Here is a 25,749-nt window from a genome sequence, read left to right as displayed (position 1 = left end):
ATGATCCCCGGCTTTGGTCGAACATCGGCGATTAACACTTGCCCAAGCGGGCTAATACTTGCGAACCTAACGGTTTACTCAATAATAACCCTTGCGCATTTCCCGGAGCCTGCTCAATGATTGGCCAGATCCTGTCCACGATGTTGCCAGTATTTCTGATTGCTGGGTGTGGAGCCCTTTACGGTCGTTACCGAACCCCGGACATCCAGGGTCTGAATGTCCTTAACATGGAACTGTTTGTCCCCATGCTGGTTTTTGCGGTATTGGCCGACCAGCAGGCGCCCCTGCAAGACTATGCCAAACTGGCTCTGGCCGCCGCCGTGGTGGTGCTCGGATCCGGCCTGGTGCTCTACCCGTTGGCGAAGATTCTGAAACTGAACATGAAGACGTTTCTGCCGCCAATGATGTTCAACAACTCCGGAAACATGGGGATCCCGCTGCTGGTTCTGGCGTTTGGCGATGCGGCGCTGCCGGCAGCCATTGTGCTGTTTATCGTGGAAATGCTGCTGCATTTCTCGATCGGCCTGTACATGCTCGACCCGCACACCTCGATCGTCAAACGCCTCAAGTTGCCTATCGTATTTGCCAGTATCGCCGGCCTCTCGGTCAATCTGGGGGGCGTGCCACTGCCAGAGTGGCTACTGGAAACCCTGAACATGCTCGGTGGCGTCTGTATACCGCTGATGCTGTTTGCGCTCGGGGTGCGCATGCTCGATATCGATTTCAGTGACTGGAAACTGGGTATGCTGGGAGCCATCGCCTGCCCTGCCAGCGGTCTGATACTGGCGTGGCCGATGATCGCTGTTCTTGATCTTCCGGGGATGCAGATAGCGGCGTTGTGGGTCTTTGCGGCGCTGCCACCCGCGGTGTTGAACTATATCGTGGCAGAACAGTACCGACAGGAACCCCACAAGGTCGCCTCGCTGGTATTATTGAGCAATCTGGGCAGTCTGGTGGTCATGCCAATCGTGCTCGGACTGGTGTTTGCCGCCGGCTATCTTTGATCAACGACTCTGAAGCCGGCCCTGTCCCTGCCCCATTCCCGGCAGGGATCTGGACTGCGGTAAAGACCAAGGGCTTCTTCCTGCCCCCCCTTGCAACTGATCAGGCTTTGACCGATGGTAAAGGTCAGTTTCTAGCCGAATGCATTCACGATAGGGAGGTCTTCACATGAGTGTCCTACTTCTGCTGATCAGTGCCCTGGTACTGATCTATCTGGGTATTGGCGGCACCACAGCCGCTGCTGTCATGTCCATCGCCACCGTTGTGGGTCTGTTCCAGGATGAATGGCACCTGCTCAGCATTGTCTGTGGCGGTGTGCTGCTGGCACTGGCGTTGATCCTGGTTATCCCCGGAGACTTGCGTCTCGACAAGCTCAGCCGGCCATTGCTGGGCTGGGTCCGCAGCCGATTGCCCAAACTCTCGGACACCGAAGCCGAAGCGCTGAAATCGGGATCGGTGGACTGGGATGGCGAGCTTTTCTCCGGAAAACCCCAGTGGAACAAGCTCCTGGATGCGAAACCGGCACACCTCACCAGCGAGGAGCAGGCCTTCCTGGACGGCCCGGTGGAAAAACTCTGCGCCATGCTGGATGACTGGAAAATCACCCACGAGCAGTACGATCTGCCAGACAAGGTCTGGAAGTTCATCCGAGAAAACGGCTTCTTCGGACTGGTGATCCCCAAGGCAGACGGCGGCCTCGGTTTCTCCAACACGGCCCATTCGGAAATCGTCATGAAGATTTCCACCCGCAGCGTCTCCGCCGCCGTGACCGTGATGGTGCCCAACTCCCTCGGTCCCGGCGAATTGCTGATGCTTTACGGTACCGAAGAGCAGAAACAGCACTATTTGCCCCGGCTGGCCGGTGGCGAGGAGATCCCCTGTTTCGCCCTGACCTCCCCGGTGGCCGGCTCCGACGCCGGCGCCATCCCGGACAAAGGCATCGTCTGCAAGGGCGAGTGGAACGGCAAGGAAGTGTTGGGCCTGAAAGTCACCTGGAACAAGCGATACATCACCCTTGCTCCGGTCGCCACCCTGATTGGCCTGGCCATCAAGGTCTATGATCCGGAAAAACTGCTGGGTGACTCTGACGAGATAGGCGTGACCTGTGTGCTGGTTCCCCGGGAAACCGAGGGCGTGAACGCCGGTGCCCGTCACCTGCCCATGAACACGGTATTCATGAACGGCCCGACCTGGGGCAACGACGTGTTCATCCCCATGGAACAGGTGATTGGTGGACAGGACATGCTTGGCAAGGGCTGGACCATGTTGCTGGAATGCCTGTCCATCGGCCGCTCCATCTCCCTGCCCGCCCTGGGCACGGGCGCCGGCAAGGTGGCAAGTCTGGCTACCGGCTCCTACGCCTATACCCGCGAACAGTTTGGCCGCTCCATCAGTCAGTTTGAAGGGGTTCAGGAAGCCCTGGAGCCCATTGCCGGCTATACCTACATGATGGACGCCGCACGGCTTCTCACTTCCGGCATGCTGGACCGGGGTGTACGACCCTCGGTACCCTCAGCCGTTCTGAAATACCGCAACACCGACCTGATGCGGGAAGTGATCAACCACGCCATGGACGTTGTTGCCGGTCGCGGTGTCATTACCGGCCCCCGCAACTTCCTGGCCCGGGCCTACCAGGCGGTACCCATAGGCATTACCGTGGAAGGTGCCAATATTCTCACCCGAAGCCTGATGATCTTCGGCCAGGGTTCTATCCGCTGCCATCCTTTCATCGTTGAAGAAATCGAAGCCGCGGGCATGGAAGACGAAGACAAGGCCGCAAAGCAGTTCGACGGTATTTTCTACCGTCATCTGGCCCACACCACCCGCAACGCCCTGCGGGCCCTGCTGCTGGGTCTGACTCGCGGCTGGATCGAATCGGTGCCACGCCAGGGTGATATCAGGCCCTGTTACCGGCAACTGGCCCGGTTCTCGGCCGCTTTTGCATTGATGACCGATGTCACCCTGCTGACCGTTGGTGGTGGCCTCAAGGCCCGCCAGCGCCTCTCCGGCCGCATGGCCGACTGTCTGGTGCAGCTGTATTACGCAACCGCAGTGATCAAGCAATGGCACGAGGAAGGCTACCCGGACGATCAGCGGCCACTGGTGGAGTGGTGCCTGAAAACCTGCCTGCGGGATCTGCAGGGGTCCATGCGTGAAGCCATCATCAACTTCCCGGTACCGGCCCTGCGCTGGCCTTTGCGCCTGCTGGTGTTCCCACTGGGAGCCACCGGCCTGAACGGCCCGGACGACACACTGGGCGCGAAAGTCGCCGAATCCATCGTCAAGGACACCCCGGTGCGCCAGCGCATCAGCCGGGGCGCCTACACCACACTGGATCCGGAAGATCCACTGGGGCGGGTGCTCAACGCCTACACGCTGGCCAACGAGACGGCAGACATGCGCAGCAGGCTGCATGAGGCCATCCGCAATCGCGATGAAGACGAGCTGGACGGCATTGCCCTGCTCATGGGTCACGAACGCAAGGAACTGGTGGACTGGGCCTGCGCCCAGGGCGTGGTGAAAGCGGATGAGTGCGACAAACTTCAGGAGGCACTAACCGCGCTCTATGACGTCATTCGTGTGGATGCCTTTGAAGGCGAGGGCCTGAAAGCCCTTTCGCGATGTGCCAAAGGCAAACGCAAGGTGGTCGAACGCTCCCCGGGAGAAGACACCTGATACGCGGGCCGGCCAATGAGTAATGGCCCTGAAGGACTGCGTCCCGGCGAGCAAAGCGCCGAGCTCGAACCGGCCAATGACGCCAGATTGCGTTTCATCGGTACCATTCGGACGCCCTGGCACGATCGCCGGGATTGCCCGCGCCAGGGTCGACTTGACGGCCCGGAGTGCCAGATGGTTCTGGACCCTGTCTGGCACGCCGCGCTGCAAGGGCTTGAAGAATACGACACCATCGAGGTGCTCTATTGGCTGGACCAGAGCCGGCGCGATCTGGTCCGGCAAAGCCCGAAAAGCGATGGCCAGACGTTCGGAACCTTTGCCTTGCGTTCGCCGGTGCGACCAAATCCGATTGGCACGGCCATGGTTAAACTGCTTCGCATCGAAAAGGGCACGCTGGTTGTGCGCGGACTGGATTGTCTCGACGGCACACCGCTGATTGATATCAAACCCGACCGCTGCGCCTTCACTCCGAAGGCACCACCAAAAGCCGGCTCCTGACAGCCTCATCCACCAGCCAGTGTCGAAGGGTCTGGATACCCCGCTCCCGACGACGACTGGTCTTCCAGGCAAAATAGAAGGTGTCACCGGTCATCACCGAATGCGTTGGCAAACGCACAAAATCTTTCGAATCACGACGCGTACTCAACATGTAGTCATTGGTCAGGGCCACCCCCTGATGGAACCGCGCCGCCTCAAGAGCCAGCAACATATGGCTGAAATGCTGCACCCGTGCGCCAGCCGGCAAGCGCTCGCCAGCCTCCTCAAACCACGCCTGCCAGTCCGCGTTGGCACGATCGAAAATACTGTGGGTCGACAACAACGGAAACTGCGCCAGCTCCTCCAACGACAAGGTCGGCTCATCCCCCACCACCAACTGATCATTCCGCCCCAGTTCCCGCCGCATCCGCTTCCAGTAATCCTGACTGCACACCGGGAACAGCCGTTCCTCATACAGTTTGTCGTAGCTGAAAGCCGGCGCATCCGTGCGAATGGTGATAAAGCAGTCCGCCACCCGGTCCGCCAACACGGGATTGGCACTGCTCATCTCAAGCGCCAGATCCAGCTGGGGATGCAGGCGCTGCAGGTAAGGCAAGCGCGGAACCAGCCAGCGCACGGCAAATGAACTGAACACCGATAGCCGAAGCCGGGCCTCCTCATGCCCAAGCAGCTGTTCACTGGCCCGTTCGATCTGCAACAGCGCCGAGCTGACCGCATCCAGATACTCCCGCCCCTCATCGGTCAACGACAGCGTTCGCCCACTTCGCCAGAACAGTTGCTCCCCCAGATAGGTTTCCAGCTGTTTGATCTGATGACTGACCGCACTCTGGCTTACCGCCAGCTCTTCGGCAGCGAGCGAAAAGCTGTTAAGACGGGCAACCGCCTCGAATACGGGCAGGGATTTGAGAGGTGGCAGTTTCATTATCTAATTTTCTAATGGCAGATGAATAATGATCATTTTATCGGATATTAAAACCCAAATAGAATCCCTGAGCCAGTAAGGAAAGCCATGTGCTGACCCGGCTCAAGCACCCAACGTTGTAGAATCAAGGAGAAAGACATGTCAGGAAAAACCGTAAACAGCGCCATTTTGCTGCTGGTGATCGGCAACGCTCTGGCCTTGATCTCGGACGTGTTCATCAAACTGCTTGAACCTGGTGCCCCGGTGTTCCAGTTCGCTTTCCTTCGCAGCCTGATCACTCTGGCCCTGCTGCTGCCACTGGCCGGTCAACTGGACCGGAAAAACCTTTTCGCCGGCTTCAGAATCCATGCCCTTCGTGCTCATATTCACCTGGTGGGCATCCTGTGCATGATCATCGCACTGGGCAACCTCCCCTTAGCGACAGCCAATGCCGTGTTCTATGCCGCTCCCATCATGGTCATGCTGCTCTCGGTCTTCTTCTTCCGGGAAAAACTGACGCCGTTAAGCGTTACCGCCGTGTTCAGCGGCTTCGCCGGCATCATCCTGATTCTGCGTCCGGTGGAGTTCAACTGGGCCGCTGTGGCAGCCCTGGGCTCTGCCCTGGCCCTTGCGATCAACGCGGTCATGGTGCGCAAGCTGCCTGAACACCAGACCACGGTCCATAAACTGTTCCTGAATTACCTGCTGGTTCTACCCGTGGCGGGCGGATTGGCGTGGTGGGAAGGTGCAACCTGGGACCCGGGACTCCTGATCAGTGCCCTGGGCTCTGCCCTGTTCATCCTAGGCTATAACATTACTGTGCTTCTGGCCTACCGACAGGTAAATGCCAACCAGGTCACCAGTGCTGAGTACACCGGTCTTATATGGGCCGTCGCGATTGGCTGGATCTGGTTCGGGGAGGTTCCCGACGCCTGGTTCCTGGCCGGCAGCCTGATGATTATCGTACCCCTGCTGTTGATCGGCCTGCAGCAGCGACGTATGGCCCCTGCACGGGGGTTCAACCCGGCTCCGAAGCAGAGACAACGCCGGAGCCGGTCTGGATCACTCAGTGCCGGGACGATCCAATGAGCACGTGAGTGTCATAGATGATTCTCCCGATCCGGACTTCTGGCGGCAGCCGATCGCGGTGGCCCAGTATGATGCGATAACTGCCCGAAGGGTGATAGTGCCGCTTGACGACACGATGGCTATGCGTGTGGCGGGTGTGTTTATGGCCGTGGTTCTCGTAGTGGTGTTTCTTGACACCCGGCGCATGTCGGTCCTTGTCATGTGCCATCGCCGGTGCAGATGCCAACAAACACGCCCCGATCAGGCTTCCGATCAATAATCGTTTCATGATAGTTCTCCCGTTTTGTTCAGAGACATCCGGAACCTTTGCCGGCTGCCTCTGAATCAGACTATCGGATCGGGAGGAAAAGTCAGGAGCCTGGATCCGGCTTTACGGGATCTTTACCCAAAGCCGTATCTCCTTGACGTTCTAACGCTTTTTTGTATCGCTTTTGACGTCATACCTGAGATGAAACTCGACGGCGAAAGTGTGCGGGCAATCCGCACCCAATGCCCGTAACGACTCGGCAAGTCTGAGGAGATACTCCGCGTTGGGGCCGCTAGGGCCCGAAGCGGAGGCAATCTGGCGGGCAATATCCGCATCCGGTGCATGACCGAGGAAAGCTTCGTTGTCTTCCGTGGCGATGTAAACCAGGCCCTCGGTCTGGTCGCCGTCGTCGAAGGTAAGAGTGGTGCGCAGGCGCAGGTAACCGTTCTTCTCCCGGACATCCAGATGCTCGAACACCTTGGGCGATACCCTGAACGCCATACCCTGACAGACGGCACCCGGGCGCTTTACCAGAGTCACCACCCGTCCGGGCGCCTCCGGTGTGCCGCGATGATCATGCGACCCCTGCCAGAACCGCCGTTCCCAGCCTCGAATCGACGCGGGGCGCTGCTCCAGGAAAGGAAAATCGACCTTGTAGATCAGGGAGCCATAACCGAACAGCCATACCGACTCAACGCCGGAAAAATCGAAGCGACTGCGATTGTGTTCAATGGTATTGGCTGACATCAGACACCCTGAAACGCAAACAAATACCGGATTACTTTAAGTGGAGGCAATGAATCCGGCAATGCCTGTCAGCACAATCTCCGCTGCCATGGCCGAAAGAATCAACCCACTGACCTTGGACATGATATTCAGCCCGGTCTTACCCAACGCTTTTTCAAGATACCCCGACAGATGCAGTAGCACCCCGAGGAGCAGCAAGCTGGAGACAAGCCCCAGAAGACCGCCGGCCACTTCGGATACCCTGTTGAGTTCGGCACCGTAAACCAGGATCGCACCAATGGTGGCCGGACCGATCATCACCGGAATGGCCAAAGGCACAACGGCAATGTCATCCCGGTCTTCCTCAGGCAGACCCGTGGCGTGATTTCGGGTACCGCTGGTCACCAGGCTGATGGCCGTCAGAAACAGCAAACAGCCTGCACCGATTCGGAAAGAGTTGAGCGTGATGCCGATCGCGCTGAACAGCAGTGGGCCGGCAAAAAACAGAATGACGCCCAGAACAACCGCTGAGACACAGGCGCGTCGGATGATCGATGCTTTCTCCGAGGCTGGCAGGCCTCTGGTCAGTGCCAGAAACATGGTTACCACGAAGAAGGGCGCCAGCAGAAACAGAAAACGGATGGTACTGCTGATGAAAGTGGAGAAGAACGTCTCAATCATTTGGTGTCGTCCAGGGATCAACGAAAGCCGCCAAGCATAGCGTGCCAGAACCCTGGTTGCCGTACGGAAGTGAACGTATGCCCCCCCTCAGAACCCGGCAGAATCGGCCGGGCAGTGCATCAGGACAGCTCTTCCAGATAAGTCGCTCCATCCTGATACAGCGAGGCGAACTCCTGCTCGGGCACCACCGTTACAGCGATTTCCGGTTCGTGGTCACCACCGCCGAGCAACACACCCCGCATCGGAGTGATGTCGGAAAAGTCCCGGCCCCAACCCAGGGTGATATGCTCCAGGTCCGGCCAAAGCGCATTGGTAGGATCCAGCTCAAGCCAGCCAAAGCCCGGCACGAAAACAGCCACCCAGGCATGGGTGGCGTCCGCTCCCACCAATCGTTCTTTGCCCTCAGGCGGATGCGTAAGTATGTACCCGCTCATATACCGTGCGGCCAGGCCAAGGGACCTCAGGCAAGCAATCATGATGTGGGAGAAGTCCTGGCAGACGCCCCGGCGGGCCCGAAAGGCCTCTTCCACAGGCGTGAAGGTTTCCGTTGCCGTTGGATCAAAGCTGAAATCGCGATGGATCATCTTCATCAAGTGATCTGCGGCGTCCACCAGCGACCGTCCCGGCTGAAACGCCTCACCGGCATAGGCTGCATACTGTGAATCGATGGGAACATTTGGCGACACAAACCGGAATGCGGTGGCCTGCAAATGATCCGGCGGATACTTCCGGTCAGCGCTGTAGCGGAGGCTGTCGCGTACAACCTCCCAGGTAACCTTCAGCGCCTCTGCGGACGGCCTGGGCCGTTTACGCAGTTCCACCCAGAACTCGCTGATGATCTCCAGATACTCATGATCGGCGGTAAAATGAATGGCCGAAATCCGGTTCCCGAAACTGTCGAGGAACGATCGCCGCACCGAGGGTTCCGGCGCAATGGCCAGGTGATGTTCAAGGTTCTTCTGCCAGCCCAGGGCTCGTGGCGTGAGCCTGAGCAGGTGGTGGGACTCCCCTACGACCTGATCGTACTGGTACAGGGTCTCATGACGAACGTGGTATCGAATAAATGTCATGACAGCCGCCTCAATCCGGTTTCACAGCGCGGTGTGAATACCGGGTATGAATAAAACACTGTCGCTGGATTTCATCTGACACACGATAGACCTCAGAACGCACGTCACACAACAACTCGCCCATCGCCCTGCAGGCTTTATCGGCCTGTTTGCGTTCAAACGGATGCAGATCCACTGCCTGCAGCCGTTGCAGGGAGCTGGCCAGATCCGGGGGAAACAGCTGCCCGGTTTTCCGGCCCATTTCCGGCAGGTCCTTTTGCAACTGGCGCAGCTGGAACATCACCGAATGGGGGTTGCTCGCGTCCATCACCAGAGTATGCAACACGCCCAGAAGCTCTGGCGTACGGCGGTACCGGGTGCGATAGGTGACTTCCGAATTCGCCACCTCCAGCAGCCACTCAAGCATAGCGTGGCGGCTGAAGCGGTCACTGAACAACGGCACGCAGATCAGGGTACACAGATTGGCCAGACGCTCAAGACGCCGGCCTATCACCAGGAAAACCCAGCTGGCGTCCCGGGTGATGTCATCCATGGCAAACCCTGCCAATGATACACAATCCAGCAGCACAAGATTCAGAGCCCGGATGGATTGGTACGGATTGGCCGGTGGCGGTGTCAGAGGTTTACCCAAACGATTAAGCGTGTGCCAGTTGTCGGATGACAACCGGTCCCGAACCTGGCTGGCATTAAAGAGAAGCGTCTGCAGGATGGAGGCTATCGAACCGGGGAGTGCCGGATCACTCACCGCTCTGAGCAACGCTTCGGGGAGTGGCTCCCGTTCGGCATCTTCCTCGGCCTCCGGAAGTGTTCCGAACTGCTCAGCCGCCTGCTGCAACCCGAGCAGGGCTTCCTCGCTGACCTGATCGTGACCCGACAGCCGATTGAATGCCGCCCGAAGCAGCCGGGCTGAAGCTTCCGCCCGCTCCGAGTGCCGGCCCATCCAGAACAGGTTTTCACCCACACGGGAAGGCGTGTCCCGCTCACCTTCAAGCAGGTCGGACACCTGCAGCCGTTTCTTGATCAGCGACGTTGAGCGAGCTGTATGACGCGCCTGTACCCAGGTGTCTTTCGAAAACCCGCCCCGTTGCATGGAGATCACCTCGACCCCTTCATCCATGGCCACACGGGTCAGCCCACCGGGCATCACCTGCCAACCGGAAGGCGTGGCGGCGGCAAACAGGCGCAAACCGATGGATCGTGTTTCCAGTGGCTGATTCTTCTCACCTTTCCAGACCGGTGCCTGGGAGAGGTGTACCAGCTCCTGCCCCACGAAGGCATGGGGATGGGCGTTCATCTTCTTGATCAGTGCGTCCCGTTCCTTGCCCTTCACCTGATAGCCGAAAACCGGCTCCATTCTCATCGTTGCGAAAGCCGGTTTGATCACCAGTTCGTCCAGGTGCTCTAACACATATTTCAGAGCTGGCTTTTCTCCGCACCACCAGGAGGCTACCGAAGGCATGGCTAGGGGAGAGCCCAGCAGTTTCTTCGAAATCTCCGGCAGGAAGCCGAACAGGGCGGCACTTTCCAGCACACCCGAACCAAGCGCGTTCGCCATCAATACCTTGCCAGCCCGAACCGCCCCCAACAGCCCCGGAATGCCCAGAACGGAATCAGCCCGAAGCTCCAGCGGATCACAGAAGCCGTCATCCAGCCGGCGGTAAATGGCGTGCACTCTGCGCAGGCCCTGAAGTGTTTTCAGGTAGACCGTATCGTCACGGACGGTCAGATCCTGCCCTTCAACCAGAGGCAAGCCCAGATAGCGGGCCAGAAAAACATGCTCAAAATAGGTTTCATTGAACCGCCCGGGGGTCAACAGAACACACAGGGGCGACTCTGTCCCGGACGGTGACATGCCGGCCAGATTGTTCTGGAAGCCCTGAAAAAACTCCGACAGGTTAGTCACTGGCAGGTTGTGGAACGGCGCCGGGAAAGTGCGGGATATCACCAGCCGGTTCTGCAGGGCGTAGCCCGCTCCCGATGGTGCCTGCGTGCGATCCGCCATGACCCACCAGCCACCGTCAGGTGCCCGTGCAATATCCAGCGCATACAGGTGCAGGAACCGCCCACCGGCCGGGCGGATGCCCTGACAAGGCCACTGGAACCCCGCCTGTCCGTATACAAGAGCCGGAGGCATCAGCCCCTCTTTAAGCAGGGTCTGTTCGCCATAAAGGTCTGCCAGAACGCGGTCCAGCAGCTCGGCACGCTGAGCTACTGCCCTGGAAAGCCACTGCCATTCATCAGCGCCCAGTACCAGAGGCAGAAGATCAACTTCCCAGGGCCGGGTGTCACCACGGGGATCGTTGTAGACGTTGTAAGTGACACCGTCTTCGGCAATGGCATTCGCAACTGCCTGAGCCTTCTGATTCAGGCCGCCGACCGAATCAACGTTGAGCTGCTGCAGCAGGGGCCGCCAGTGAGACTTGGGCCCGGAACCCATGGAGCCAAGCTCATCAAACCGATCCGGCACCGGATGGTACTGGCGGAGGATATCAGTTACTGCGTGCTGCTTCGCCACCTTGAATTCGGGCCCCGTTGGTCAGTGAGCAGGAAGCATAGCCCCTTTATACGCTCCTGAGCCAGTATCAAACCGTAAGTTCCTGCGCCTTATTTGTGATATCGAAGATCCAGGGTGAACGGGAATTCCCGATGTTCGGGAACCGGTCGCAAAGGCTGTTGACCGGAACTGTGACCCGTTCTGAAGAACCGGGCCATCCGCCTGCCTTCCGCCTCGAACGAATTGACCGGCAGTGTCTCGAAATTGCGGCCACCGGGATGTGTGACGTGGTATTCACACCCGCCCAGGCTGCGTTCGTTCCAGGTATCCACAATATCGAATACCAACGGGCCATCCACGCCAATGGTTGGATGCATACACTGGGAGGGCTGCCAGGCCCGGTAGCGCACGCCTGCAACATATTCACCCACCATTCCTGTCGCCTGCAGAGGCAATGGCACCTCGTTACAGGTGATCTGGTAACGGTCCGGCGCAGCGCCACGCACCTTCACCTGCAAACGCTCCAGCGAGGAATCCACATAGCGGGCCGTGCCTCCGATGGCGCCGTGTTCACCGGTGACGTGCCAGGGCTCAAGGGCGGAACGCAGCTCGAGCGTGATGCCTTTGACCTTGTAGTCGCCGATTCGGGGGAACCGGAATTCGAAATGAGGCGCAAACCACTCGCTCTCAAGCGGGTAACCCTGAGCCTTCATATCATCAATAACATCCTCGAAATCCTGCCAGACATAGTGCGGCAACAGGAACCGGTCGTGCAGCTCGGTCCCCCAGCGCACCAGGCCGGATGGCTTGTAAGGCTGTTCCCAGAAGCGGGCCACCAGAGCCCGTAACAGCAATTGCTGCGTCAGGCTCATCCGGGCATGGGGCGGCATTTCGAAGGCACGTAGTTCCAGCAGACCATGGCGTCCGCCCGGGCCGTCCGGGGAATAGAGCTTGTCGATACAGAACTCGGCCCGATGGGTGTTACCAGTGACGTCCGTAAGCAGATCCCGGAGCAGGCGGTCTACCACCCAGGGTGCAACCTTCTTGCCCATCGGACACAGCCGTTCCATCTCCTTGAAGGCCAGCTCCATCTCGAACACGTGGTCGTTCCGGGCTTCATCGATTCGCGGTGCCTGGGAACTGGGACCGATAAAGAGGCCCGAGAACAGGTATGACAGGCTGGGATGGTTATGCCAGTAACTGATCAGGCTACGCAGCAGATCCGGACGTCGAAGGAAGGGAGAATCCTCGGCCTTCTGGGCGCCCAGCACGAAATGGTTGCCTCCGCCGGTGCCGGTATGGCGCCCGTCCATCATGAACTTCTCGGAGGTCAGCCGGCATTCATAGGCGTCGGCGTACAGGGTTTCTGTCTGTTCCACCATCTCATCCCAGGTTCGAACCGGCTGCACATTCACTTCGATCACTCCCGGGTCCGGGGTGATCCGGAAGTGACTCAACCGAGAGTCCGAAGGTGGCTCATACCCCTCCAGCAGCACCGGCTGCCGGAGCTCGGCGGCGGTCTTCTCAATGGCAGATACCAGCCCAAGATAGGGCTCAAGCTCCTCCAGCGGCGGCATAAAGACACGTAGAATGCCATCCCGGGGCTCCACACACAGCGCCGTGCGGACAACCTCGGGTGCCGACTTGCCTTTCGCGGGAGGCTCCCGCTCCGGAGACGACTGGCCAGCCTGGCCACGACTGTTCCATTGCCGGATTTCCTCGCTGCCGGGTAAGGGGCCACGGGGCGCAAAAGGATCCTGCTCGTGTATCCAAGGGTAGTCGGCTTCTTCCACCCAGGGCTGGCTATCCAGGGGCAGGCGGTGGCCCATGGGTGAGCCACCCGGAATCAGATAGCAGCGCTCGCTGCGCAGAAACCAGGGGCCCGTCTCCCATTCCTGTCCCTTTTCGGTGACACGCAGGGGAAGCACGTAGCCAACAGGCTCATCCAGACCCCGACTGAAAATCTGCTGCAGCTGCTTCCGCTCCAGGGCATTCTCGAGTTTGGCATCAAACGGATCAACGTTTACCGGCAGGCGTCGTTCCCGCCACAGGTAATAGAACGCATCCTCGAACGCCGGAAACTGCTGCGTTTCATCAACACCCAGTTGTTTCGCCAGCCCCGACAGAAACCGCTGGGCATCTTCCGGGGTCGCCTTACTCGCGGAGCGCTCATCCGCCAGCCAGCGCTCATCATGCCAAAGTGGCTCCCCATCGTTGCGCCAGTAACAGTTCAGGGACCATCTTGGCAGCGGCTCGCCCGGATACCACTTGCCCTGGCCGAAATGCACCAGCCCGCCCGCGCCATAGCGGTCTCGCATCCGATGATAGAGCTCGATCGCCTTCAGCCGTTTGGTAGGGCCCATCGCCTCGGTGTTCCACTCCGGTTCGTCCCGGTCGTGATTCGCGACAAAGGTTGGTTCGCCGCCCTGGGTCAGGCGTACATCCAGCTCCGTCAAACGCTGATCCACATCATGGCCAAGCCCGACGATTCGTTCCCACTGGGCTTCCGTATAGGGTTTGGTCACCCTCGGTGCTTCCCAGATGCGCTGAACGCCCATCTGATGCTCAAACTCAACCTCGCAGTCTTCCACCATACCGGTAATCGGTGCCGCAGAAGACGGTTCGGGACTGCAAGCCAGCGGAATGTGCCCTTCCCCGGCAAACAGGCCGGAGGTTGGGTCCAGCCCTACCCAGCCCGCTCCCGGCAGAAAGACCTCACACCAGGCATGCAGATCGGTAAAATCCTCCTCCGCTCCAGAGGGACCATCGAGCGCTTTCTGATCTGCCTTGAGCTGAATCAGGTAGCCGGATACAAACCTGGCAGCCAGACCCAGGTGACGAAGCGTCTGGACCAGCAACCAGGCAGAATCCCGACAGGAGCCCGAGCCTTTGCTGAGGGTCTCTTCCGGGGTCTGCACACCCGGCTCCATCCGGATCAGATAGTCGACCCGCTCGGAAAGCCGCTGGTTCAGGCCAACCAGGAAATCGACGCTGGGCGTTTCCGTGCGATCAACGGACGCCATCCATTCCCGGAATTGCGGCGTTTCCGGCAGTTTCTGGAAATAAGGCGCCAACTCCGTTGTCTGCCACTCCTCGTAGGCAAAAGGAATGGTTTCTGCCCGAGGTTCCAGAAAGAAATCGAACGGATTGATAACGGCCATCTCTGCCACCAGGTCCACCACAATCTTGAGCTCCCGGGTTTTCTCCGGAAACACCAGGCGGGCCAGATAGTTGGCCTGTGGATCCTGTTGCCAGTTAACAAAGTGGTCTCCGGGTTCCACTCTCAGGCTATAGCTCAGAATGCGGGTGCGGGCATGCGGACAGGGACGCAGACGAACCACCTGGGGCCCCAACTCGATGGGGTACTCATAGCGGTAATGGGTGGTATGGCTCAGAGCAACATGGATCGACATGGAACCTATCTCTTAATCAGAAAAGTGTGGTTTCAAACTGTCTCACTGACAGGAAACCAGGTCTCTGCAATATCCGCATGGAGTTCGCCGATTTCCAGCTGCAGCTTTTCCAGGAACGGGATCACCTCGTCCTTCCGGATCAGCCCGTCGACGTCGCCTTCCCGGGTGTGGCGGACGGCCTGCAAGGCGGTTCGCAACGGAATCTCATTCCTTGGCAAACGATCAAGCGCACTGGCCACCTCGTTGAGGCTGTGCAGCACCGATCGTGGAAACGGCTCGTTCTGCAGCAGGAACCGGATGACCTGAGGCCCGCTGACCTTACGCCGGACGTTATGCCGGTACATCTGAAAAGCACTCTGGTAACGCAGAACACTGGTCCACAAGAGCCCGCCATAGGTTTCGGTGCCATCCCAGCCATCCAGAAACTGCAGGGCGCCAATCTCAATCTGCCGGGTGGCCATATCGGAACGCTCCAGATTGCGACCGACCCGGATAAAATCGTAACCGGCGTCGTGGCTCATGCAGCCAGCCAGCAATCCGTTAAGCATCTGACAGCGGCCCACGATTTCACTCAGAAAATCGTATCTTGCCCGCTTGCCAATCCCCTGATCCAGGTTATCGAGAACGTATCGATACAGTTCATTGATCACTTCCCAGGCGTCAGTGGGCACCTGATCACGGGTGGTGCGCACGTTTTCCCGGGCCGCCTTGATGCAGGACGCTATAGAGCTCGGGTTGTAACCGTCAGCAATCAGAAACTTGACGCAATTGCGTTCATCAGCCCGCTGATAATGCTGTTCGAACAGCTCGCCCATGCCCGTAACCGCCACCAGCCCCTTCCAGGACAGACGGGTTTCCCGGGGCATGTCCAGCGCCAGGGTATTGAAAGCCATGATCATCCGGGCATTGTTCTCGGCCCGCTCAAGGTATCTGGCCATCCAGTACAGTCGTTCCGCTACACGTGACAGCACATCAATTCTCCTCGTCCACGATCCAGGTATCCTTGCTTCCACCACCCTGGGAGGAGTTCACCACCAGGGAGCCCTTTCTCATCGCCACCCGGGTCAGTCCTCCAGCAGTCACATAGGTTCTGACGCCCTGCAGAACGAATGGCCGGAGATCCAGATGCCGGGGCGCCAGACCTTCCTCACACAAGGTCGGGGAAACAGACAGGCTCAGGGTAGGCTGTGCAATGTAGTTGCGCGGGTTTTTCTGGATCAGAGCGGCGAACTCGGTTCGCTGCTTCTTTGTTGAATGGGGGCCCACGAGCATGCCGTATCCTCCGGATTCGTTTGCCGGTTTGACGACCAACTCTTCCAGGTGTTCCAGCACATATTCCCGATCCTGCTTGTTGACGCACATCCAGGTGGGCACATTCGGAATGATCGGCTCTTCGTCCAGATAATACCGGATCATGTCGGGAACAAAGGTATAGATGACCTTGTCATCGGCAACACCGGCACCGGGCGCGTTGGCCAACCCGACCTTGCCATTGCGCCAGGCTCGCATCAGACCCGGCACGCCAAGAGTGGAATCGGAGCGGAACACTTCCGGATCGAGGAAATCGTCGTCAATGCGCCGGTAGATCACATCCACACGTTCCAGCCCCTCCACCGTGCGCATGTAGACACAATCATCCTCACCGACCACCAGGTCGGCCCCTTCAACCAGCTCAGCACCCATGCGCTGGGCCAGGAAAGAATGTTCAAAATAGGCCGAGTTGAAGATACCCGGCGTCAGCACGGCAATTTTCGGATGATCCTGGGGCCGTGGCGAGATCGACGCCAGCATGTCAAAAAGCTGATTGGTGTAGTCGTCCACCGGAAGAATATTGGTGTTCTCAAAAAGCTCCGGAAACACGCGCTTGGTCAGCTGTCGGTTCTCGAGCATGTAGGAAACACCTGAGGGAACCCGCAGGTTGTCTTCAAGGACGTACACGGTGCCATCTTTATCCCGGACAAGATCCGAGCCGCAGATATGAGCCCAGACACCGAGGGGCGGTGTAAAGCCCCGACACTGCTCGCGGAAATTCTTGGAATTGGCGAACACGTACTTGGGAATTACCTTGTCCTTGACGATATTCTGGTCATTGTAGATATCGTTGATGAACATGTTGAGAGCGGTCAGGCGCTGAGCCAGTCCCTTCTCGATGGTTTTCCACTCCTTGAGAGGAATGACCCGCGGGATGATGTCGAAGGGCCACGCCCGATCAATGTTTTCCCCCTCGCTGTAAATGGTGAAACTGATGCCCATCTCGAGTATTGCCAACTCGGCTGCCTGCTGGCGCGCCTGGATTTCTTCCGAGCCCAGATCTCCAAGGTAATCGGTGACGGTGTTCGCCGCCGGTCTGGGACAGCCTTTAGCGGCAATCAGCTCATCGAAGAATTCGGTCGGATCGTAATTCTTCCAGTCAATGAGTCTGTTCTTTTTCATCTTGGGTCCTTTCGTTACTGACGGCTCGATCCCGTGCGCTGCGTTCATCCGCTGCTCGTCAATCGGCGGACCGAGCGCAGTTTGTTAACCATCGGCTCCACCTGCACACAGAGATAAGCCGCTTCATGCCTTGTGCTTCGATTAAGCCCGTCCCCCGAACAGGAACCTGCCTGTCCTTCACCCTTGCCCCGAATCGTCTGGCGGTCTCCAGGGTATCTACCCCATGCAGGTACTGTGCCCAGGTTCTGCACAGTTTTCCCGGGCAGGGCTGTGGTATGCCCGCTCAGGCACCAGGCCTGCCACCTGGCCGATAGACCACACGGGTAGCAGCAGGCCATCGCGAACCGGAATTGCCCGGCAATCATGACCGGCCTCATGGCAAAGGCGCCCTGAAACAGTGCGGCAGGGCCACGCTTCCAGTATTGGTGAAACAGGCCAAAATGCAACAAAGTCGGCAGGTCAGGCTTGGTTACGAGGTTCTCGTTGAAGGAGGGCTTGCAGAGCTGAGTGCAACCCCGCGACTGTCTGGAGCGGAGTCTGTTCGGTGGTGTTGTACACGTATGATGATACGGGTCATCGGGAATAAAAAAGCCGCAGGCCCGAAGGCTCTGCGGCTGGTTCCGATCATGCGACCGCAGGAATCGGTCAGTAAAGCTCGGCGAGAGATTTCTTGGCGAAGGATTCGACCTCGTTCAGACGGCCTTCCTTCACTTTGGTCAGCCATTCAGGATCCTGCAGAAGCGCCCGGCCCACAGCAATCAGCTCGAATTCATGGTTGGTCATGCGTGCCACCAGTTCATCGATACCCGCCTTCTCAACGGCTTCCTGCTTGCTGGCAAAGGTACCGCTGATGAAGTCTTCCGTCAGTCCGACACTGCCCACGGACATGGTCGGCTTGCCAGTGAGCTTCTGGGTCCAGCCAGCCAGGTTAAGATCCGAGCCTTCAAACTCCGGCTCCCAGAAACGACGGGTAGAGGCATGGAAAATGTCCACGCCAGCCTCAGCCAGAGGCTTGAGAAATGCTTCAAGTTCTTCGGGACTGTTGACCAGCTTTGCGTCGTAATCCTGCTGCTTCCACTGTGAGAAGCGCAGCATGATCGGGAAGTCCGGGCCCACCCGATGACGAACCGCCTCAACAATCTCGACCACAAAACGCAGGCGGTTTTGCAGACTGCCACCGTACTCATCCTCGCGCTGGTTGGTGCCTTCCCAGAGGAACTGATCCAGCAGATAACCATGAGCCCCATGAATCTCTACCCCATCAAAACCCAGTGCTTTGGCGTCCTGGGCGGCGTCGGCGAAGGCGGTGACAACATCGTCGATGTCGTCTTTGGTCATGGCCTTGCCGCTGGGCTTGCCGGGGGCAAACAGGCCGGACGGACTGTAACCGGGAACCGAAGGATCCGGAGGTGTCCCCTCCTTACGAACCGCGCCAACGTGCCAGAGTTGCGGGAAAATGGTTCCTCCCGCCTCGTGCACAGCATCCACTACGTTTTTCCAGCCTTGCAGGGCGTCGGCCCCGTGAAAAGCCGGTACGTTAGGATAGCCGTTGGCAGCCGGGTGATTGACCGTGGTGCCTTCCGTAATGATCAGACCAACGCCGGCTTCAGCCCGACGACGATAGTAGGCCTCCACGTTCTCACCCGGAACACCGCCAGGCGAGAAATTGCGGGTCATCGGTGCCATGGCGACCCGATTGCGTAGCTTGAGGTTGTGGAGTTCAAAGGGTTCGAAAAGCGGGCCAAGATTCATGCTCATGGTAATATGCAACCTCATTAATTTGGTTTCGTTAAGCAACCCTATTAAATCTGGTTTTAAAATGCAACCCTATTCGGTACACTGAAGCCATGGCCAGAAAACGTTTTGATGACTCCAATTGCTCCGTCGCCCGTGCCCTCAATGAAGTGGGAGACTGGTGGTCATTGCTGATCGTGTTGCACGGGATGTATGGCACCCGCCGCTTCGTCGATTTTCAGCAAGAGCTTGGTATCGCCAAGAATATTCTGTGCGATCGTCTGGCCAGGCTGGTGGACAACGAGGTACTCCGGAAAGTGGATGTGGGCGAGCATGGTTCGCGCTTTGAATATCGTCTGACGGAAAAAGGCAGGGACCTTTTCCCGGTGGTGATTGCCCTTCGCCAGTGGGGCGATAAATGGAACCCCGCCCCGGATCAGACACCTCTGGATTTGCGTGACCGGGCCACGGGTCGTCCGATCCACTCCGTGGAAGTCCAGGACGCTGACGGCCGCGCCCTTTCCATACGGGATGTGTTCGTACCGGACGAGAGCTTGCCCGGGGATAAAAAGAACACCGCCTGACTATCCGAAGTAACCGCAACACCGTTTGCTTTTTTGAGTTAAATCAATCCTCTGGTCAAACTCCCCTGCCTGTCCGGGCATTATTGCGCTAAATCAAGTTTCCATTCGCCGATGCCATTAACCTGCGTTCATCAACGATTCAGGTTAAGGAGATGGAGATGTCCCGCACATTCAAACTTGCTGTTCTGGCTGCCTCAGTTATGGCTGCGGCGCCCGCCGCTCAAGCATTCGAAGCCGGTGATTTCGTGATTCGCGCCGGCGTTGCCCATGTCGCACCGGACGACTCCAGTGAGTCAATCACTGTCGGTGGGGCTCCGCTTCTGGGACCGGGTGTCGATTCAAAAGTCACCGTAGATGCAAACTCCCAGTTGGGCATTCGCGCCACCTACATGGTTGCCAACCACATCGGTATCGGTGTCCTCGGTGCCACACCGTTCAAGCATGACATTAACGGTGGTGGCGATATCTCCAGTGACGTGAAACTTGGCGAGACAAAGCATCTTCCGCCCACACTGACCCTTCAGTACTTTCCGATGCACAGCGCATCTGCCTTTCAGCCCTACGCCGGTGTCGGCGTTAACTACACCACGTTTTTTGAAGAAAAAACCACTGACAACCTGAATGGTGCGTTGGGTGTTGCGTCCAGTGAACTGGAGCTGGAAGACAGTGTCGGCGTTGCCCTTGAGCTGGGCATGGACTACATGCTGAGCGAAAACTTCGGTCTGAATGCGGCTATCTGGTGGGCGGATCTCAACACCGACGCCACCGTCAAGGTTTTTGATGGCGCCGGCAGTTTCCTTGCCGAAACCGATGAGTTTGACGTGGAAATCGATCCGATGGTTTACATGGTCGGTTTCACCTACAAGTTCTGATCCCCGCACCTGAGCCAGTCGCCACGGTCTGTTGGCTGGCCCAGGTGCGTTCTCCTGTGCGGGGCCCTCCGGCCCCGTCTTTTTTACCGCTTTGAAACAAAAAAACGGAGCCGAAGCTCCGTTTTTTTCACTGCCGGGCGCCCGTCAGGCGCTCTGGCCCTGACCTGATCTACCCCGGTTACCACCGCCATTCTGGCTACGGCCACCGCTGCGACCACCAGGCCTGGCGCCGAAGCTTTTCGGTTTACCACCCGGACGACCATTACCACCACCGTTACCATTACGGTTGCGTGCGCGGCTGGGATCCGCCTTGGCCTTGGGTTTCAGCGGCAGGTTGTTGGTTGGCTCAAAGCCCTCCACTTCCTTGCGCGGCAACTGCTTCTTGATCAGTCGCTCGATACCGGCAAGCAGTTTGCCCTCATCGGCACTGACCAGTGACAGGGCGTGACCGCTCTCACCGGCACGACCGGTACGGCCAATGCGGTGCACATAGTCTTCCGCTACGTTGGGCAATTCGAAGTTAACCACTTGTGGCAACTGTTTGATATCCAGGCCGCGGGCCGCGATGTCGGTCGCAACCAGCACTCGTACGTCACCGGCCTTGAACTCCGCCAGCGCCCGGGTACGGGCTCCCTGTGACTTGTTGCCGTGAATAGCGGCAGCGGTAATGCCGTCCTTCTCCAGCTTCTGGGTCAGGCGATTGGCCCCGTGCTTGGTTCGGGTAAAGACCAGTACCTGCTCCCAGCTGTTGTCACGCACCAGCTTGCTCAGCAGCGCTGTTTTCTGGCTCTGATCCACCGGGTAGACAGACTGCTTTACCTTCTCGGCTGTGGTGTTACGGGTAGCAACCTCCACCTGAACCGGATTATCCAGCAGGCCTTCGGCCAGTGTCCGGATCTCGCTGGAGAAGGTGGCAGAGAACAGCAGGTTCTGGCGTTTGGCCGGCAACAGCGCAAGAATCTTGCGGATGTCGCGGATAAAGCCCATGTCCAGCATGCGGTCGGCTTCGTCGAGCACCAGAATTTCCACTTCGTTGAAGCGCACAGCGTTCTGCTGATACAGGTCCATCAGACGACCGGGTGTTGCCACCAGCACATCCAGGCCCTTGCGGAGCTTCATCATCTGTGGATTGATTTTTACGCCACCGAAGACCACTGCGGCCTTGGTAGGAATGTATTTGCTATAGAGATTCACGCTGTCGTGAACCTGCGCCGCCAGTTCGCGGGTAGGCGTCAGGATCAGAGCGCGGGGGCCTTTGCCGGTACGCGGGTTTTCACCCAGGCGCTGCAGCAAAGGCAGGGTAAAGCCGGCCGTTTTGCCGGTACCGGTCTGGGCCGCAGCCATGACATCCCTGCCAGAAAGCACGGCGGGAATGGCCTGGGCCTGAATAGGAGATGGGGTTTCGTAACCCTGGTCAGACGTTGCACGGACCAGCTGCTCGGACAATCCGAGTGAAGAAAAACTCATATAAGATCAACTCTTGATTATTCTGCCTCCACGAACACCGTTCTCGGTGAATGCGGGCAGATGCCATGAACATTCATGGAATAAAAGACGACTACGGTCACGCGCCGTTATCGGGGTGACGTCCTCTGACAGGTCGTATGGAAAGGTCGCACGGGCATATAGCCTTAAACTGCGGAATCCCTAGAGGCAGGATGCGGGCACAGTAACAGAGGCCCGGGCAATTAGCCATAGGTGATTATAATAAGCATCCGAAGGAACCCGGCGGGCAAGTGCCGGAAACGCAACGCCGCGCCGAGTTCCCGCTTCTGCCACTCTATCGGGTCGCTGCTTTGGCAAAATTGCCGAGCGCACCACTGACTTTGTTCAGCACCTCATCACAACCTTCAATGCCGTGGCGGCTTTTCAGGTACTGTGGGTCGTTGTACCCCAGCCAGACATCGCCGTTGGCGTCTTCCCAGATCAGGGCTTTCTGGGGTAAATCAATGGCGACGCTCTGGGCGCATTGCATAAGCGGCGTGCCAACCTTCGGGTTGCCAAAAATCACCAGCTCGGTTGGCCTCAGTACCAGACCAGCCGCAGCTGCACCCTCAGCGTGATTGATACGGTTCATGATCTTCATGCCTTTGTCACTCAGAACCGCCTCAAGTTTGTCAGCGGTCGCGGCAACACTGTGATTGCTCTTCACGGTAATCAGGCCCTCTGCAGCCTGGGCCATACCGCTAACGGCCATAGCCAGCAGCGGCACCGCAAGAATCTTCAACGCTTTCATACACCCTCTCCCTGAAAATTGGCACACTAAAAATCAGACCAATGCACAGCAAGCCATGGATCCGATCTCAAAATCAAGGAGTAGAGTTAATGATGAGCACATGGTAATACGTAGATGTCACATTCAAAAAGACAAGGTTTCACCATGCCCCAGGGGAAGTTCGCCGGTGGCCTCCTGATACTGCCACTGTTATTGATGGGTTGCAGTGAGAGCGCCTCCAAACAAGAAGAGACGACGGTTCTGAAACCACCCTCTGAAACGGGCGTCCTGAAAGTTGCTACCCGAAATGGCTCCACGACCTATTATCTGGACCGACACGAAAACCCGATCGGTCCCGAGCACGCACTGATCAGCGCCTACGCAGAGCACCGGGGCTGGCAGGTGGAATGGACCATGCTCGAGTCTACCCGTGATGTGCTGGCGGAGCTGGAGTCGGGCACCACCCACCTCGCCGCAGCGGGACTGACACACCTCGCTTCCCGGGATGAACGGTTCGCCCGAGGCCCTGCCCACACTGAAATCACGGAACAACTGGTGTGTCACCGGGATTCCCGCCCGATGCCGCGGAAACCCGAGGACATCCCCGGAACGGATATTGTTGTCACGGCAAGTTCCAGTTACGTCGAGACCCTGAACAACCTGGCCGACCAACACCCGGGCATTCAATTCAAGGAAGACAAAGAGCGCACCACAGAAATCATTCTCTCGGCGGTTGCCGACCGGAGCGTCGGCTGTACCGTCGCCGACTCCAACATTGTTCAGGTAATGCGCAGGCACTTCCCGCATCTGGAGGTTGCCATGACCCTGACGGATGGCAGGAACCTGGGCTGGTACCTGCCCAGGAACCTGCAGGCTCTGGGAGACGACGCCCATGAATGGATGAACAGCGTAGAAGGCGATGAAGCCATTGGCTTGATGGAGAATCGCTATTATTCCTACATCGGCGATTTCGATTTCGTGGATCTGCGGGCTTTGAACCGCCGGATAGCGAACCGGTTGCCTCTGTTCATTGATACGTTCCGGGCCGCCGAAGCCAAAACGGGTATGCCTGCGGATCTGCTGGCGGCACTGGCGTACCAGGAATCCCACTGGGACCCCAAAGCGAAGTCACCCACCGGTGTTCGCGGCATCATGATGCTGACCCAACGCACAGCAACATCCCTGGGCGTGACCAACCGGCTGGACCCCGAGGCCGCCATTGATGGCGGCGCGCGTTACCTCGCCGACCGGCACCGCCGACTGCCGGAGACCATTCCGGAACCAGACCGTACCTTTCTGGCTCTGGCCAGCTACAATATTGGCCGGGGCCACCTGCTGGATGCCCGGGAACTGGCACGGACACTGAACAAAAATCCGGATTCCTGGCAGGAAATGACCGAGGTGTTACCCCTCAAGGCCGACAAGCGATACTACCCCAGTACCCGTTATGGATACGCCCGTGGCTATGAGCCCGTGCATTATGTGCAGCGAATCCGCAACTACCGGGACGTGATACGTTCTGCCTTTGAATAATCAGGTCCCGAACAGGGCTGAGCGCAGAGGCCGCAGGAATCCGTCGGATTCTCTGCGACTCGCGTGCTTCCGTTTCCCGTCAAATGCCAGGTAGCCATCTTCAATCGGCTCAAAGCGCAGGATTTTCACATCCTCCAGGTAGTTTTGCGACGATTTCCAGGGCCCGTGAGTACCCTGGCGGGGCAGGCGATCCGCCGCGCGGCGTATATAACCGGCGTTGAGAGAACCGAGAACGGTATCATTGCCGCGACTGTTATCGGTGTCCCGGGCCAACACAGTTCGGTAGCCCCGCCTGTCCATCAGGTTCAGCAACCGGCACAGATACTCGGCGGCTATATCCACTTTCAGGGTCCAGGAAATGTTGGTGTACCCGAAGATCATGCCCGCATTGGGGATGCCCTCCACCATCACATTCTTGTAGATGATCTTGTCTTTCATCACCACCTCCTGACCGTCCACCGTCGGCCGGATACCTCCGAACATCTGGATGTCGAGACCGGTGGCCGGAACAATGATATCCGCTGTCAGCTCCTGACCGGATTTCAGGCGGATTCCGTGTTCGGTAAAACGGTCTATATGATCGGTGGCAATGGACACCTTGCCCGATTTCATGGCCTGAAAAAGATCGCCGTCCTTCACGACACACAGACGCTGGTCCCAGGGATTGTAGTCCGGAGTGAAATGCCGCATGTCAGCGCTGCTCGCTACCTGTCGCTTGATTATTCGAAGGAAAAGCCAGCGCATGAGCTTCGGGCACTTTCGGGAACACTGGTAAAGAAAACGGGAAATGGAAATATTCCTGGCCCGGGTAAACCGGTAGGCAGCCTTCTCCGACAGAACGTTCTGCAGGGCCAGGGTAATCTTGTCGATGGACGGCAACGGCATCAGATAGGTGGGTGAGCGCTGCAACATGGTCACATGCCCGGCCCTCTCCGCCATGGTCGGCACCAGGGTAATGGCGGTAGCACCGCTGCCAATCACCACCACCCTTTTACCCGCGTAGTCCAGATCTTCAGGCCAGTGCTGCGGGTGGACTATCCGGCCTCGGAAACCGCACTCTCCGGGAAAGTCCGGCTTATAGCCCTGATCATAGTTGTAGTACCCGGTACAGCCGACCAGAAAGCGTGCGGTGTAGTGTTCCGTATCACCCGTCGCTTCATTAAGGGCGGTAAGCTTCCAGCATTTGTCCAACCCGGACCAGTCCGCTGTTTTCACCGCCAGCCCGAAGCGGATATGCCGCGCGACATCATGCTCGCTCGCCGTGTCCGCCAGATAGTGTTTGATGGACGCGCCGTCCGCCAGCACCTTGGCGCCCGTCCACGGCCGAAAGTGGTAGCCGAAGGTGAACATGTCGGAATCCGAACGGATACCCGGATACCGGAACAGATCCCAGGTGCCGCCCAGGGACTGTCGGCGCTCAAGGATGGCAAACGACTTGCCGGGGCACTCACGCTTGAGATGACATGCCATGCCGATACCGGAAACGCCGGCGCCGATGATCAGAACATCGAAATGCTGGTTACTCACTGCCTGCCCTCTCGGATTCAAATCCGTTTTTTTATAATTAATGGCCAGGAATCA

20 protein-coding genes are annotated in these 25,749 nt (G+C 58.3%); 7 read left to right on the top strand and 13 right to left on the bottom strand.

Going from position 1 to position 25,749, the window contains the following annotated elements:
* Positions 1 to 116: 116 nt before the first annotated feature.
* The 3 genes from KO499_RS04435 (at position 117) to tsaA (ending at position 4,176) form a co-directional block, all read left to right on the top strand.
* Positions 117 to 1,004 carry an AEC family transporter gene (locus KO499_RS04435; protein WP_215982501.1) on the top strand — a complete coding sequence of 296 codons (888 nt, stop codon included), beginning with the start codon at positions 117 to 119 and terminating at the stop codon, positions 1,002 to 1,004.
* A gap of 166 nt (positions 1,005 to 1,170) precedes the next feature.
* Positions 1,171 to 3,678, top strand: coding sequence for an acyl-CoA dehydrogenase (locus tag KO499_RS04430; RefSeq protein ID WP_215982500.1), 2,508 nt, complete (start codon positions 1,171 to 1,173; stop codon positions 3,676 to 3,678).
* Positions 3,679 to 3,693: 15 nt separating this feature from the next.
* Positions 3,694 to 4,176, top strand: coding sequence for a tRNA (N6-threonylcarbamoyladenosine(37)-N6)-methyltransferase TrmO (gene tsaA / locus KO499_RS04425; protein ID WP_215982499.1), 483 nt, complete (start codon positions 3,694 to 3,696; stop codon positions 4,174 to 4,176).
* Here tsaA and KO499_RS04420 read toward each other — a convergent pair.
* On the bottom strand, positions 4,142 to 5,098 hold the full coding sequence (locus KO499_RS04420; protein ID WP_215982498.1) for a LysR substrate-binding domain-containing protein: 957 nt from the start codon (positions 5,096 to 5,098) through the stop codon (positions 4,142 to 4,144). The two genes, tsaA and KO499_RS04420, sit on opposite strands and share 35 nt — an antisense overlap.
* 138 nt (positions 5,099 to 5,236) lie before the next feature.
* Here KO499_RS04420 and KO499_RS04415 point away from each other — a divergent pair, with 138 nt between their 5' ends.
* Positions 5,237 to 6,166 carry a DMT family transporter gene (locus tag KO499_RS04415; RefSeq protein ID WP_215982497.1) on the top strand — a complete coding sequence of 310 codons (930 nt, stop codon included), beginning with the start codon at positions 5,237 to 5,239 and terminating at the stop codon, positions 6,164 to 6,166.
* Here KO499_RS04415 and KO499_RS04410 read toward each other — a convergent pair.
* The 9 genes from KO499_RS04410 to KO499_RS04370 form a co-directional block, all read right to left on the bottom strand.
* Positions 6,144 to 6,434 carry a hypothetical protein gene (locus KO499_RS04410; RefSeq protein WP_215982496.1) on the bottom strand — a complete coding sequence of 97 codons (291 nt, stop codon included), beginning with the start codon at positions 6,432 to 6,434 and terminating at the stop codon, positions 6,144 to 6,146. The genes KO499_RS04415 and KO499_RS04410 overlap by 23 nt on opposite strands.
* A gap of 141 nt (positions 6,435 to 6,575) precedes the next feature.
* Positions 6,576 to 7,160 carry a gamma-glutamylcyclotransferase gene (locus KO499_RS04405; protein ID WP_215982495.1) on the bottom strand — a complete coding sequence of 195 codons (585 nt, stop codon included), beginning with the start codon at positions 7,158 to 7,160 and terminating at the stop codon, positions 6,576 to 6,578.
* Between the two features lie 36 nt (positions 7,161 to 7,196).
* On the bottom strand, positions 7,197 to 7,820 hold the full coding sequence (locus KO499_RS04400) for a MarC family protein (RefSeq protein ID WP_215982494.1): 624 nt from the start codon (positions 7,818 to 7,820) through the stop codon (positions 7,197 to 7,199).
* Between the two features lie 119 nt (positions 7,821 to 7,939).
* Positions 7,940 to 8,890 carry a transglutaminase family protein gene (locus KO499_RS04395; protein WP_215982493.1) on the bottom strand — a complete coding sequence of 317 codons (951 nt, stop codon included), beginning with the start codon at positions 8,888 to 8,890 and terminating at the stop codon, positions 7,940 to 7,942.
* Between the two features lie 10 nt (positions 8,891 to 8,900).
* Entirely contained in the window at positions 8,901 to 11,405 is a 2,505-nt protein-coding gene (locus KO499_RS04390; protein WP_215982492.1) for a circularly permuted type 2 ATP-grasp protein, read from the bottom strand.
* 89 nt (positions 11,406 to 11,494) lie between these two features.
* The gene (locus tag KO499_RS04385) at positions 11,495 to 14,797 is read right to left on the bottom strand and encodes a DUF2126 domain-containing protein (protein WP_215982491.1); all 3,303 of its coding nucleotides are present in this window, start codon (positions 14,795 to 14,797) and stop codon (positions 11,495 to 11,497) included.
* 32 nt (positions 14,798 to 14,829) lie between these two features.
* A complete protein-coding gene (locus KO499_RS04380) occupies positions 14,830 to 15,768 on the bottom strand; it encodes an alpha-E domain-containing protein (RefSeq protein ID WP_215982490.1) in 939 nt (312 codons plus the stop codon).
* 1 nt (position 15,769) lies between these two features.
* The gene (locus tag KO499_RS04375) at positions 15,770 to 17,230 is read right to left on the bottom strand and encodes a circularly permuted type 2 ATP-grasp protein (RefSeq protein WP_215982489.1); all 1,461 of its coding nucleotides are present in this window, start codon (positions 17,228 to 17,230) and stop codon (positions 15,770 to 15,772) included.
* A gap of 645 nt (positions 17,231 to 17,875) precedes the next feature.
* Complete coding sequence (locus KO499_RS04370; RefSeq protein ID WP_215982488.1) at positions 17,876 to 18,988, bottom strand: NADH:flavin oxidoreductase; 1,113 nt, start codon at positions 18,986 to 18,988, stop codon at positions 17,876 to 17,878.
* An 89-nt stretch (positions 18,989 to 19,077) separates the two neighbouring features.
* Between KO499_RS04370 and KO499_RS04365 the strand changes: the two genes are divergently transcribed.
* The gene (locus KO499_RS04365) at positions 19,078 to 19,548 is read left to right on the top strand and encodes a winged helix-turn-helix transcriptional regulator (RefSeq protein WP_215982487.1); all 471 of its coding nucleotides are present in this window, start codon (positions 19,078 to 19,080) and stop codon (positions 19,546 to 19,548) included.
* A 158-nt stretch (positions 19,549 to 19,706) separates the two neighbouring features.
* Complete coding sequence (locus tag KO499_RS04360; protein WP_215982486.1) at positions 19,707 to 20,420, top strand: OmpW/AlkL family protein; 714 nt, start codon at positions 19,707 to 19,709, stop codon at positions 20,418 to 20,420.
* 144 nt (positions 20,421 to 20,564) lie between these two features.
* Here the strand turns inward: KO499_RS04360 and KO499_RS04355 are convergent, their stop codons facing one another.
* Together KO499_RS04355 and KO499_RS04350 are read right to left on the bottom strand one after the other, a co-directional pair.
* Positions 20,565 to 21,887, bottom strand: coding sequence for a DEAD/DEAH box helicase (locus tag KO499_RS04355; RefSeq protein WP_215982485.1), 1,323 nt, complete (start codon positions 21,885 to 21,887; stop codon positions 20,565 to 20,567).
* Positions 21,888 to 22,200: 313 nt separating this feature from the next.
* The gene (locus KO499_RS04350; protein ID WP_215982484.1) at positions 22,201 to 22,656 is read right to left on the bottom strand and encodes a DUF302 domain-containing protein; all 456 of its coding nucleotides are present in this window, start codon (positions 22,654 to 22,656) and stop codon (positions 22,201 to 22,203) included.
* Between the two features lie 114 nt (positions 22,657 to 22,770).
* On the opposite strand from KO499_RS04350, the gene mltF reads away from it, so the two are divergent.
* Positions 22,771 to 24,168, top strand: coding sequence for a membrane-bound lytic murein transglycosylase MltF (mltF, locus tag KO499_RS04345; RefSeq protein ID WP_228339752.1), 1,398 nt, complete (start codon positions 22,771 to 22,773; stop codon positions 24,166 to 24,168).
* Here mltF and KO499_RS04340 read toward each other — a convergent pair whose 3' ends face one another.
* Positions 24,169 to 25,695: a flavin-containing monooxygenase gene (locus tag KO499_RS04340; protein ID WP_215982483.1), complete on the bottom strand. Its 1,527-nt coding sequence runs from the start codon at positions 25,693 to 25,695 to the stop codon at positions 24,169 to 24,171.
* Positions 25,696 to 25,749: the final 54 nt, after the last annotated feature.

The sequence above is a fragment of the Marinobacter sp. F3R08 genome, from assembly GCF_018860425.1.
Taxonomy (GTDB): Bacteria; Pseudomonadota; Gammaproteobacteria; order Pseudomonadales; family Oleiphilaceae; genus Marinobacter.
The sequence above is the reverse complement of the archived record's forward strand: the minus strand, read 5'-3'. Positions and strand labels throughout refer to the sequence as shown.